The organism is Dehalobacter sp. TeCB1 (genome assembly GCF_001707455.1).
Classification (GTDB): domain Bacteria; phylum Bacillota; class Desulfitobacteriia; order Desulfitobacteriales; family Syntrophobotulaceae; genus Dehalobacter; species Dehalobacter restrictus.
On the sequence record NZ_MCHF01000052.1, the window covers coordinates 1 to 13,229 of the forward strand.

The 13,229-nt window shown below is 39.4% G+C and carries 12 protein-coding genes; 11 read left to right on the forward strand and 1 reads right to left on the reverse strand.

Annotated elements, in window-relative coordinates:
- Positions 1-423: 423 nt before the first annotated feature.
- From A7D23_RS16095 to A7D23_RS11435, 8 genes are all read left to right on the forward strand, one after another.
- Entirely contained in the window at positions 424-621 is a 198-nt protein-coding gene (locus A7D23_RS16095) for a hypothetical protein (protein WP_156804683.1), read from the forward strand.
- Positions 622-734: 113 nt separating this feature from the next.
- Positions 735-1,157, forward strand: a complete 423-nt coding sequence (locus tag A7D23_RS11405; protein WP_019225674.1) for a (deoxy)nucleoside triphosphate pyrophosphohydrolase — start codon at positions 735-737, stop codon at positions 1,155-1,157.
- Between the two features lie 177 nt (positions 1,158-1,334).
- Positions 1,335-2,666 (forward strand): dGTP triphosphohydrolase, encoded by a 1,332-nt coding sequence (gene dgt, locus A7D23_RS11410; protein ID WP_019225673.1) that lies wholly within the window; start codon positions 1,335-1,337, stop codon positions 2,664-2,666.
- A 112-nt stretch (positions 2,667-2,778) separates the two neighbouring features.
- On the forward strand, positions 2,779-3,819 hold the full coding sequence (locus tag A7D23_RS11415) for a dsDNA nuclease domain-containing protein (RefSeq protein ID WP_019225672.1): 1,041 nt from the start codon (positions 2,779-2,781) through the stop codon (positions 3,817-3,819).
- Positions 3,812-5,509: a hypothetical protein gene (locus A7D23_RS11420; protein ID WP_019225671.1), complete on the forward strand. Its 1,698-nt coding sequence runs from the start codon at positions 3,812-3,814 to the stop codon at positions 5,507-5,509. Before A7D23_RS11415 ends, A7D23_RS11420 begins: the two co-directional genes overlap by 8 nt.
- 440 nt (positions 5,510-5,949) lie before the next feature.
- Positions 5,950-6,804: an HNH endonuclease gene (locus A7D23_RS11425; RefSeq protein WP_019225670.1), complete on the forward strand. Its 855-nt coding sequence runs from the start codon at positions 5,950-5,952 to the stop codon at positions 6,802-6,804.
- Between the two features lie 842 nt (positions 6,805-7,646).
- Complete coding sequence (locus A7D23_RS11430) at positions 7,647-9,242, forward strand: site-specific DNA-methyltransferase (protein ID WP_019225669.1); 1,596 nt, start codon at positions 7,647-7,649, stop codon at positions 9,240-9,242.
- 12 nt (positions 9,243-9,254) lie between these two features.
- A complete protein-coding gene (locus A7D23_RS11435; RefSeq protein WP_019225668.1) occupies positions 9,255-11,858 on the forward strand; it encodes a DEAD/DEAH box helicase family protein in 2,604 nt (867 codons plus the stop codon).
- A 328-nt stretch (positions 11,859-12,186) separates the two neighbouring features.
- On the opposite strand, the gene A7D23_RS11445 is transcribed toward A7D23_RS11435, so the two are convergent.
- Positions 12,187-12,522, reverse strand: coding sequence for a helix-turn-helix transcriptional regulator (locus A7D23_RS11445; protein WP_019225666.1), 336 nt, complete (start codon positions 12,520-12,522; stop codon positions 12,187-12,189).
- A 159-nt stretch (positions 12,523-12,681) separates the two neighbouring features.
- On the opposite strand from A7D23_RS11445, the gene A7D23_RS16100 reads away from it, so the two are divergent.
- The 3 genes from A7D23_RS16100 to A7D23_RS16425 are packed head-to-tail and all read left to right on the forward strand — an operon-like array spanning position 12,682 to position 13,106.
- A complete protein-coding gene (locus tag A7D23_RS16100; RefSeq protein ID WP_019225665.1) occupies positions 12,682-12,855 on the forward strand; it encodes a hypothetical protein in 174 nt (57 codons plus the stop codon).
- Entirely contained in the window at positions 12,856-13,050 is a 195-nt protein-coding gene (locus tag A7D23_RS16105; RefSeq protein WP_019225664.1) for a hypothetical protein, read from the forward strand. It begins immediately after the preceding gene.
- Complete coding sequence (locus A7D23_RS16425; RefSeq protein WP_242837073.1) at positions 13,047-13,106, forward strand: phage Gp37/Gp68 family protein; 60 nt, start codon at positions 13,047-13,049, stop codon at positions 13,104-13,106. Before A7D23_RS16105 ends, A7D23_RS16425 begins: the two co-directional genes overlap by 4 nt.
- Positions 13,107-13,229: the final 123 nt, after the last annotated feature.

A 13,229-nucleotide genomic window follows, 5' to 3' on the forward strand; every position in this document is an offset into this window, starting at 1 on the left:
ACTCAAAGATTCCCGCAGAACACATCCTAAAGTTCTTGTCGGAATATTGCCAGACTAAATGCAATCACTCCCCCATGGGGGAGTGAAGAAAAAGGAGACTTTCGATTGTAAGACTTAATGCCACTATCCTGTTTGAAGATTTAAATGCAATCACCCAGTAATGTATAGGTTGCATTTACAAAGTCAATTGAGGAGGGAATGTATAATTGACAAAATTTTCAAGTAGCTATGTATTTTAACTTCAATATGGTATATAATATAAGCAAAGAGGAATCATGCAGTAACATGATTCCTCACAACAGCCGCTTTAAGGGCGGTCGGCAGATGAATACGGATAGACCGCTATCCATGTGAGTTGGGCGGTCTATTTCCGTTTGTGGAAAGAAAGTATCAAAACCACCAATGTTCCGAAGGATATCATCAGTGTTAATGTTTGATATACTTCCATGGCATCACCTCCTTTCCGGAGGGAATGCCGACCGCCCTGCACGCCATCTGTTGCAGGGTTATTATAACATAAATTACCAGAATAAACCATATAATAACATAAAAGATGCTGCGTATAACTTGCAGCATCTTTTTGCAATTTATTGTAAAAAAGAAAAGGAAATAGAAAAATAAAAGAGAATTAAACAAAATTGGGTATTTTAGCCAAGTGAAAATATAGGGCTATGAAATGTTTAAGGGTGTAGTTCAAAAACATCAAACCAATCAATTGATAGTGGGTTGAGACGATGGAAGAAAAGAAAATAACACAGGTTACTGCAGCGATCCTGCGACAGGATGAAAAAATCTTAATCTGTCAGCGAGACAACAGCGGCAGCTGTCCACTGCTCTGGGAATTCCCGGGCGGGAAGCTGGAAGAAGGGGAGACTCTAGCCGAATGCTTGGTTCGGGAATGCCAGGAAGAACTGGGCGTGACGATACAGGTCGGAGAGGTTTTTGCTGAGAGTCGGCATACTTATGGAGATAAAGAGATGTGCTTTACTTTCTTTGAGGGACGGATTGTTGAGGGGGAGCTGGAAAGAACGGTGCATCAGGATATACGGTGGGTGAGGGCGGAGGATTTGGGAAGGTATACGTTTTGCCCGGCGGATGTGGAAGTGGCGGAGAGGTTGGGAAAGGCAAGCAAGATGGTGAGAATAGTCCTTAAATGAAAGTAGGATTATGTATATAATGGGAAATTGACTAAAAGTCATAAAGTACATTTGATGATACCAATTAGATTTTTAAATACAAAATATTTTTGTTTGTAATATTAAATCAATAACAGATAGCGCCAAGAACCAACCATCCGTTGCTAGATAGAAATGCGATTTTGAGGAGGATTTCAAATGGAATGGGGAAAGCTTCTAATGCCTTATCGTTTGGGATGTCCCAAAGAAAAATGCGCTCATAGTCCGGATAGGAATGAATTTCTCAGAGATTTTGACCGCATAATTTTTTCTGCTGCGTTTAGAAGACTAAATGGGAAAACACAAGTCTTTCCATTTCCCGAAACCGATGTAATTCATACAAGACTTACACATAGTTTAGAGGCAGCATCTGTGGGAAGATCATTAGGTACTATTGTCGGAAATGAATTAAGTAAGAAAGACCCCACTATTCAGCAGCTACAATTCGGTTCAGTTGTTTGTGCAGCTTGTCTAGCGCATGACATCGGGAATCCACCTTTAGGGCATTCTGGGGAAAAGGCAATATCTGAGTTTTTCAACAGTGAACGTGGTGACGAAATAATGAAAGGCATTAATCCTAATGAAAGAGCTGATTTTCAGAACTTTGAAGGTAATGCGATGGGATTTCATATCCTAACATACAGCAATCCCCAAAAGACAAATGTGGCTGGTGGTCATGGATTAACTTATCCGACTTTGGCTGCGTTCACAAAGTATCCGAGACCCATTAACATTTATAATGAGAAAAAAGTTGCTAGTGAGAAAAAAGCTGGCCTATTTCAATGTGATGTAAACGTATTTTCTGAAATTGCAAAAGATTTAGATATAAATATTAAGGAAGATGGTGGAAGATGGTATCGTTATCCATTGGCTTTTTTAACAGAAGCTGCAGATGACATATGTTATGGCGTTATAGATCTTGAAGATGGCTATAAGCATGGACTTATCTCATTTGAAGAAGCGTCTAGCTTATTTATTGAAGTATGTAAAGCTTCATCCGGTGATACGGATATTAACAACTTAACCAACATTTTAAATGAGAGAGAAAGAATAGGTTACCTTCGGGCTAAGGCTGTGAATAGCTTAATTTATCAAGTTACTGATGTTTTTATTAAGAATGAAAGGGATATTCTTTCCGGCAAATTAGATAAGCAAATATGTAAACTCATTGAATCAAATGAAGTAATGGAGAAGATAGGGCAAATATCAAGTGCTAAGATTTATTCACATCTGCCAGTTATACAAATTGAAGCTGCAGGTTTCGAAGTATTACCTGGTTTACTTGATATATTTCTTTCTGCCTTAAAAGAAAATACGAAAGAAAGTAGCAAAAAGATATTACAGCTAATACCTGAAGAATATAAGTTTGATTTTGATAAACAGCCTTATGATGCAATCTTAAGTATTACATCTTACATTGCAGGAATGACTGATACATTCGCTGTGGATACTTATAGAAATCTTCGTGGCATTAAACTTCCAAACTATTAAACTGTTCAAATTCGCAATATCAATAATAATGGGCAGTACCGAGTTATGCGTGATATAGCAATAATGGGAATCTTAAGCCACATATTCTTACATACAAAGGAAGGTGAATTCGTTGGAACTTGCTGACACTTATAGCAGAATACCCCATGACCTGTCAGGCTCGATGAGCAAGAATCGCTTTCGTCAAGAGTTATTCTGGGGAATAAGCAAAATGTTTGACCTCCTCGATAGGGAGAATTTTTGTATTGTTTTTGACTACAAGTGTGATATCGAAATACATCTTAGCAATTCCATTGAATTCTACCAGATTAAAACGCATAAGGTGCAGTCGCCCTATAAATTCACTGCATTAAAAAAGATTGATGGGAAGCAGAGCATCATAGCAAAGCTTTATCTTCTTAAAGACGCTTCATCGCCAGATGTACCAATCAAGTGTGCGTTGGTATCCAATGCTTTCTTTCAGATCGGTAAAACCCCGAAAGCCGACGTTGAGACTTTCTGTTTTACTGATTTGGATGACACAAGCCAGAAAACGATAATGAAAGCACTACAGAATGAGCTAAAACGCAGCAATGTCGATTTAAATAATCTTCACTACATATATACATCTATGAATTTACTTTATCCGCAAAATGACCTTAAAGGTAAAATAATAGGCAGTTTTGAGAAAATCAAAGGTTGTGAACCAATTAAACCAAATGCTTTATATCGATTAATTGTTGATACTGTGGAGGAAAGAGCATGTTATGAATTGTCAGCCTTTAATTACGATGAGTTGGTGAAGCGAAAAGGTATTACAAAATCAGAGCTCGATAACATGCTTGACCGACATATGGAAAAAGCTGATGACTCTGTTGAGCAGGTCCGTGTGCTCATTGATCAACGGCAATTGACAATTAGAGAAAAAGGAAAGCTCAAAGCAGCTTTGGCGAAAATTGTTGAGCTCGAATACTCCGCAAAGGAACTCCAACAAAGCGAAAAAAAGATATCTGGATATATTAAAGAAATAGCAACTGACGTCACAATAGAGCAAATGGCGGATATACTTCTGCAGCAATTTGGCTCGAGATTCTCAATCGAATACAGCCAAGAGGAAAAGTACGTTTTTTTGCTTTTGATCATCAAGCGTTGGGAGGGCGGAAAATATGCGTAAGCTTGTTTTTAAGGAACTGTTTCTTTTTTCGAGTATTGAAAAGAAAGCAAGAAAAATTGAGTTTTCACTTGGCAAGACGATGATCACTTCCAGTTCGACAGATGGTACGGACAGAGGAAAATCTGTTATCATGAAATCACTGTATCATGCCATGGGCGCAGACTGCTTTTTTGAGGATAAATGGGACGATGCAAGCAAGACGTACATACTCTCATTTGCGATCGGTGATGACGGATATTATATATTTAGGCATAATAAGCTTTTTAAAGTTTTCGACGCCAATAAAGACTTGATGTTTACGTCTGTCTCTCGTCATGAACTGGCAGAGCGATTATATGAGTTATTCCACTTTGCAGTGAAACTCCCCAAGAGAAATAATAATGAGGATGACGAACCGATCGAAAGGTTGGAAGTTACTCCTCCCGCCTACAATTACCTCTTAAACTTTGTTGATCAGGATAAACAAAACGGATCGCAATTCGCTTCTTTTCAGAGGCTTAGTGAATATCCTGACTTTAAGGAAAACGTTCTTTATTACCATTTCGGAGCATTCGACGATAATTATTACAGCTTGATCCAGCAGCAAGAAAAAATAGAGACCGAAGGCAAAAGACTATCAAAAGAACAAGACATGATGCTTATGATGCTTGACAGAGTTTACGCAAGCATTAACGATGTTTCATATTCGATGGATATTGAACATCTTCGCGCCGACGTAAGCCGAACGAAAGATAAATACAACACGATTGCCCACACGCTTAATGATCTTCGTCAAAAGTTAGTTAACTTTCGCAATGATAGGGCTGATCTGGAATATCATCTACGTGCATTGAGTCTTCTTGATAAGGAAAACGAAAAGCAGATTGCTGCTCTAAAAGAGCATATTTGCCCTCTTTGTAAATCCAATCTTGATGACACTATGGATATTCGTATAAAACGCTATAATACAGGCGACGACATCATTTTGCTCAGTAGTGACATTCAGTACAGCATTGGAGAAATCGATCGAAAAATTACGGTTGTTGAAGCGGAATACTCAAACTGGCTAATAAAACTGGAAGAATACGAAGCTTCAATAAGCATCAAATCCACCGAAATTAATGATGTTATGCGTCACAAAGGATATATTGACATCAAAGAAAAAATCTCAGACGATCTTCACGCCGTGCAAGGATCAATTGCCACGAATGAAGCTGACGCAAAGGTAGTTAAAAAGAAACTACGTAAATACAGCGATGCAAAGAAAAAGATAAATGAAAGATATTACACACTTATGCTCAGCGACAAAAATTGGTTCGGGCTTGAAGGTATTGATTCAAAAAGCTTTGAAAATATCAAGCGGACATTTTCGGCTGGAGGTAGCAACAACCCTATCTCCACAATTATTTGGTATGTAAATTTGATCCAGTTAAAGCACGAGTTCAATCCCGATGCTATTAATTTTCCTGTCGTATTTGACAGTCCTAATAATGCTGAGACCGACGATGAAAAAAGGAACCAGATTTACAAGTATATTTGCGAACGCATTTCCTCAAACCAACTTATTGTCTCTGGAATTGGATTTACTGAAGAAGCTAGTAATGTCCATTTTGACAAAGTGATTACGCTCGCAAATGAAAAATATGAATTACTCTGCGAAGAGGATTATATAGAGAATGTTGATCTGCTTCGCGAACTTAATAATAGGTAACTTTGATTTGAATAGAAGGTATAAATAAAAACTCATTTTGTACGATTAAGAGCGATAATCTATATAGAGTCCCAAAATACTAGAGCAGTTCAGGAGTAATATATGAAAGGAAGAAAATCATGCCAAAAGGAGACAAATATCTCGGACTAAAGAAATTCTTAATCCGGATAGCCAATGATTAACCTATTTTTTTAGGAAATTGAGCACATAATTCATGACAAGTTACCTCTTTCGGCATATAAACACTCTGAAGATCAGTGGTCAAATAACATAGGCAGTATCATGGCTTAATGAAGGTATGAAACGGATTATGTGACTTCCCATTATGTTTTATTACCCTACTAAAAGTTGCATAGTTACAAACTGCTTATTATCCATATTATCTGATTCTATTTCTTGATTAACATAAGATAATAACTTTCCGAAAAGAGCTGCATTTATTGGATTCTCACGAAAATTACGTCTACAAAACTGAAGTCAACTGGTCCTTATTAACCGAAGGCCTTACCCTGCCCGTAGAAAATCAGGTCATTTTTGCCCGTAACATGGGGAAATTTTTACATAGAGGTGAGGTCAAACCTATTACCTTATACCTCAACGGAAAGGGATATCGCGCCCAAATACGTAATGTAAATTTTGATTCCAGATTCAATAGGAAAAATGATACTCTCCAAATTCGATATACAAGAAACGGCCATCTTGCCCAAGCTCTAAAGGCTTGTTTCTCCAAAAGCTATAATTATATTAAGGCTCAAAGAGAAATCCGCCTTAGAGATAACCGGTCAATCATAAAACTGCCTGAAGGATATAAGGAATATCTGGCGATTTATACTACCGCCTATGAGGATACCTATATATTGGAGACTATCGAAGCCGAAGATATTATCTCAATTAAGAAAGCAGTCCAAAACCAGTCCGAGTTAGCCATGGAAGCAAAATTTAATTATGACATAGAAGATAAAACCGCAAGTATTTTTGAAGATGAAAGAATATTAAAGTTCCGTAAGCTCAGCCGGAAAATCGGCGAAAACTTAAAACTGTTCTATGATTACAGGTGCCAAATCTGTGGGCAATATGTCGGTGAAGAATATGGTGCAAAAGTTGCCGAAGCGCATCATATAGACTACTTTGTCCAAAGCCTTAACAACGACGCGAATAACCAGCTAATCGTATGCCCTAATCATCACAGTATCATTCATGAGACCAACCCGGTATTCAACCGTAAGAAGCTAATCTATTTGTACCCTAACGGAGTTCAGGAAGGCCTGATGCTTAATCAGCATTTGCATTTGTAGGAGGAAAAAATGCAAGACCATATTATTGCATACACAAAAGTGAAATTTTACCCATTGAGTCCCATCAAAACCCAATGAAGGATAAGGCCGATTGCTTATGAAAATGGTATATCCCGGCATTCATCATAGCTATCAATGATAGTGATAACTTTTCAGCAATCTATGGCCAAATATGAATTAATTGCTCCCTTTGCAGAACAGCCAAGGCAAAAGGTGATTAAAGAAGCTTATAAGCTTCAAGTACCTATTACGTGGACATTTTCTTGTAATGCCATTGGTAGCAACCATTGCTTACTGTGTAGAAGTTGTTATGAACGGGAAGAAGCGCTAAAATTATATGAAAAACTCTCACAGGAGGAGTCGTCATGAAATTAATAATAATTACTTACTTTAGTTGTTAAATCCTAGGAAATTTAGTAAATAAAAATAATCAAAAGTTGATCTACATGTGAAAGCATCAACAATAAGAAAATTAAGCAAGTAATAATGTAGCTGTTGGTTAATACGGGTTCAAAAATATTTACATACCTGTACTATTGAAGGTCATAATTGATTTTGAGAACTGTCTTCCTCGAAATTGAATTAACTAATAAGTTAATCTGGATGATATAATAAGACCATCTAAGAGCAGGAAAATGTTCTCGCCTTATTTATTAAAAGAAGGAGAAATCTATTATGAACTATATTCATGCACAGGAAGCTCATATAAATATGGCATCTCTTACCGACGCGTACAGGTGCTGTTTAAGCAGAACATATTCCCGATGTGGAAAGGCTTGAGAGGTTTGAGATATTCATAGATCACATTGAAACCACAATAGCATCAAAGGAGAAGCAATCCAATGCCAACTCTTGAATGGATAGGAAAAGATAAAGTTATCAACCATCACTTGGAAGTACCGTACCGGGTGTTGGAGCATCAGTATACTTACATTGGCAATAGACAGACCGAAGAAGAAATCACGGATGGAAATAAAATTATCCGTGGGGATAATCTGGAAGCGTTGAAAGCTCTTCTCCCACAGTATGAGGGTAAAATTAAGTGCATCTATATTGATCCTCCTTACAACACAGGCAATGAGGGTTGGGTATACAATGACAACGTGAATGACCCTAAAATTAAAAAGTGGCTGGGCGAGGTAGTCGGTAGAGAAGGAGAGGATTTGAGCCGCCATGATAAGTGGCTGTGCATGATGTACCCTCGGCTCAAGCTATTACAGCGATTGCTTGCTGACGCTGGGGCGATATTCATCAGCATTGATGATGCAGAGTTGGCGAATCTGCGCCTTATATGTGACGAGATATTCGGAGCAAATAATTTCATCGATACTGTTATTTGGGAAAAAAGGTATAGCCCTCAAAATGCGGTACAATGGTTTTCTGAATCTCATGATTTTATTATTGTCTATGCCAAAAACAAAGAACAATGGCATCCAAACCTTCTTAACCGAACAGATGAAATGAATGCGCGTTATAGAAACTTAGATAATGACCCAAGAGGTATATGGAAACCCACAGATTCCACTGCACAGGCAGGACATGGTACAGATAGTCAGTTTTATGTATTGACAGCTCCCAACGGCAAAGAACATAATTTGCCAAATGGTAGATGTTGGGTCTACACCAAAGAAGTTATGAATAGAATGATTGCTGAAAATCGCGTTTGGTTTGGTAATAGTGGTAATAATATGCCAGCTATAAAGCGTTTTTTATCAGATGTCAAAAAGGGAATGTCTTGTAAAACAATTTGGCCTTATCAGGAGGTTGGACATAATCAAGAAGCAAAAAAAGAAATAAAAGCTATTTTCCCTGAATCTATACCATTTGATACACCAAAGCCTACACGTTTAATGGAACGCATTCTTCACATTTCGACCGATCCAAACTCCATTATCCTTGACTCCTTCGCTGGGTCCGGTACGACTGCCCATGCCGTCCTTAATATGAATAAAGCAGACGGCGGCAACCGAAAATTCATTCTCGTTGAGATGTTGGACTATGTCGAGAATATCACCGCTGAGCGTATGCGCCGTGTTATCGACGGTTACGGCGAAGGCAAGGCTGCTGAAGAAGGCACAGGGGGCAGTTTTGGCTTTTATGAGTTAGGAGAGCCGCTACTAAACACTGACCAAACACTCAATGAAAGAATACCTGCTGAAAAAATCCGGCAATATGTGTTTTTCATGGAAACCAAACAACCTATGGGAGCACCCAGTGAAAATGAGCCTTATCTGCTGGGCTGTCACATAAATACTGCCTACTACTTTTACTATGATAAAGATCGTATCACGACACTCAATTATGAATTTTTATCCTCAGTACAGACCCAGGCGGAAGGCTATGTTATTTATGCTGATTTGTGCGCACTATGCGATGGGGAATTAAAGCAATACGGCATTACCTTTAAAAAAATACCCCGCGACATTTCCAGGCTATAAGGAGATGACGATATGGAACTGAAAAATTATCAGAAAAAGACAATTAGTGATCTTGACTCTTATCTTTCTTTTTTAAACTCAACTCATAATATGATAACAGCGTATCAAGAGCATTGGAACGCACAAGATGTTCGGATTGGATTTGGTGGAGTGCCGCAGTATCGGGATACTATCCCCGGCACACCGCACGTTTGCTTCAAAGTGCCTACCGGCGGCGGAAAGACGTTTATGGCCTGTGCTTCGGTAAAACCTATATTTGACGCTATGCCCATGGGTAAACCGCGTGTGGTGGCTTGGCTTGTGCCCTCCAATTCTATTTTGGAGCAAACCATTAAGACCCTGTCCGATGTCAATCATCCCTATCGCCAGCGGTTGGACTTCGACTTTGCTGGGCGAGTGGTGGTATATACCAAGGAACAGTTATTGAGTGGTCAGGGCTTCAATCCGACCGCTGTACGGGAACAGCTTTCAGTCTGCATTCTCAGCTATGATTCCATTCGGAGCAATAAGAAGGACGGCCGCAAGGTCTATCAGGAGAACAGCCAGCTTGCGCCGTTCACCAAGTCATTCACCAGTCCGGAAACAATGATTGCCGATATCGATGATACGGCGCTGATACAAGTGTTGAATCAGCTGTCTCCGGTAGTAATTGTCGACGAAAGCCACAACGCCCAGTCGGATTTAAGCGTTGAGATGCTCAATAATCTGAATCCTTCTTTTGTGCTGGATTTAACCGCAACACCTAAAAGCAACAGTAATATTATTTCCTATGTGGATGCTCGCGAGCTGAAAAGCGAAAACATGGTCAAACTGCCCGTGGTGGTGTACAATCGTACCTCTCGCCAGAGTGTGATTGCTGATGCCATTCAGCTTCGTGGCAGCATTGAGCAGCAGGCACTTGCGGAAGAAGCGGCAGGAGGGGCTTACATTCGCCCGATCGTGCTTGTTCAGGCTCAGTCGAAAGTTCATGAGGACAGCGAGACCTTTGACAAAATCAAGACTAAACTTATTGATATGGGGATTCCGAACGAGCAAATTGCGATTAAGACCGCCAATATTAATGAATTAAAAAATGTCAATTTAATGAGCCGAGCTTGCCCTATCCGCTATATCATCACGGTCAATGCGTTGAAAGAGGGCTGGGATTGCCCCTTTGCTTATATTTTGGCCTCGCTGGCCAACAAGACCTCCGCCGTGGATGTAGAACAGATTTTAGGGCGCATTTTACGTCAACCGTACGCCAGGCGACATCGTGCTCCGCTTCTGAATACCTCCTATGTACTGACCAGTTCGAATGATTTCCGTGATACGCTGGAAAACATCGTGAAAGGTTTGAATAAGGCAGGATTTTCCCGAAAAGATTTTCGCCTAGGAGGAGAAACACAGACATCTTCGATTCCCGAACCGGGTAAACCTGAGCAGCCTGACTTACTTGGAGCTCTCGCGCCGGAAGAGGACGATTTTGAAGATATTGCACCAGAGGCTGTTCGTGCAGTGTTAGAAGGCGGCGTGACAGATGCCGGTATTGCAGGGATGCTGGATGAAGCGCAAAAAAAGGCCGAAGAATATAATGCCGTGCTGACTGGCAGTGAAGGCTCCGGTCTGTTTGGAGGAGAGTTGGGCGAGATGATGAATCAATGTAAAATACAGGAGCAATTTTCAGATGAGGCCCTTAGCCTGCAAATACCGCAACTTTTCCTCAAAACCGCCCCCAGCCTTTTCGGTGGAGAATATACGCTGCTTACCAAGGAGGCACTCAGCGATGGGTTTTCGCTCAACGGACAGGATGCTCAGATCAGCTTTGAACTTGCAACGGGTGAGATGTATCGCGTTGATATCGACAAGTTTGGTGAAGCTGTGCCAAAATATCAGCTGGCATCCAAAGCGGAAAGCGAATACTTGCGAGAACGTCTGGCCAGGCTTCCGGAAGAGGGTAAAACCAAGCTTTGTACAAGCATGATATGCAATCAGATTAATCGAAGCAATCAACTTGCCGCAACAGAAGTTAACGAATACGTTACTCGTATTATAAAGAAAATGACAGAGGACGAGCTTGCTGCTTTGGAGACTTCCGTTTCGACCTATGCTCGCAAAATTCAACAGAAAATTGAAACGTTGGAGGATATCTACAGAGAAAATCGCTTTGATCGGATGTTGGATGGAGGCGCGATTGTCTGTCGTCCTACTTATGTATTACCAAAAGTGATCACTCCAGTAGACAGTACGGAGTCGATCCCCAAGTCGCTTTACGATGCCGAAAAGAACGATATGAACGACTTTGAGTTTCGTGTTATTAATACTATCGTTTCATTAGATAATATCAAATGGTGGCACAGGATTGCAGACCGTAAGTCTGGCGAGTTTGTCTTAAATGGTTTTATCCATCATTACCCCGATTTTATGGTGATGACCAAAAGCGGCATTTTAATATTGCTTGAAACGAAGGGCGATTATTTAGCAAACGACGAGAATAAAGCGAAACTCAATCTGGGCCGCAAGTGGCAAGCACAGTCCGGAACACAATATCGGTATTTTATGGTGTTCAAAGATAAAAACCTGAAGGTTGATGGGGCATATATACTAGACGAATTTGTGGAAATGATAAAGGGGTTGTAAACTCGTTAGGAGGTGCAATGCTTAATTTACTACAAAGTACATTTGATACTTACGTGCTTTGGGAAATTAATGTTTCTTAGAACTACAAACACTACGTTCATAATTCCTACAGATAATGGCAAATTTGATCCAGAAGATGACGACTATATTAGTAAGGAAGCTTACGGTGGTGGATGTGGACTGAATAATTTGCAAAATACTGTTGTTAATAGAAGACCAATCGCAATTTGGAACATTCGAAAATTTAAAGCAGACTATTAGTTATGTATATAAAACAAATCTCCCCTTGCCTTAAGGGGAGATTTGTTAAGTGAAGAATAACTCAGTTCTAATTGTTTTTTGACGACGATTCAGAATATAAATCTAACATTTTTAATATGAGTTGGAGATCATTATTCGAAAGTTTTTTTAGTCGATTAACGATTTGATATATGACTAAATCTTCATCAAGAAATGAAAAAGAGAAAAATTCATTTAATTCTATTCCTAAACTGGATAATATTTTGTCAAGGGTTTCCAAAGTTATATTTTTCTCGCCACGCTCTAATTGACCAATATATGTAGGATGTAGATCAGAATAGCTACCTAATTCTTCTTGACTTAATCCTTTTTCTTTTCTGGCAATTCTTAGGCGTTCTCCAATTAGTTTTGATAAATCACTCATATAGACACCTCAAGTTTATCATATCTTTTCAGGTATTCCTTACCAACAGACTATAAGTATTAAATAATATATAAATATATACTATAGTATTGATTAATGCGCCTTTTTCACATAAAATAGTATTTGTTTAAAAATTTATCTTAAACAAGGTGGTATAAAATGGCGGATTACAAAACGATGTATATGAAATTGTTCAATAAAGTAACTGCAATTATTGAGGAACTTCAGGAGGTACAGCGGCAAACGGAGCGGATGTACATAGAAAGTCCCAAACCGGAAATTGCCCTGTTTGAGCGGGAGCAGGTTGTGATAGGCTCAATTCAGAAGGAATAGATGGGACTCAATGATTCCATCAAGGCTAGAGATCTGTTTTTCGATGAGGTGGCGGCTTATCTTTATCAGTTGGATTTCAATAAGGAGCAATTTATTAAAATACTGGAGATGGGTGACGTAGATGTGCAAAATGTTATTACAACATGGCAGTTAAAACAAAAATCGAATGGACCGAAAATACCTGGAATCCTGTGACAGGCTGCACCAAAATATCTGATGGCTGTAAGAATTGCTATGCTTATCGTATGTAAGCGTAAACTCTAGCGGCGTAAAAAAGAGGCCGCCGTAACCAGCAGGCTCGCGTCATATAAAAATCATTCGTCGCATTTGCTCTTAGCATACGGTACTCGGCAATGCTCAGGAGCATTTGCCGG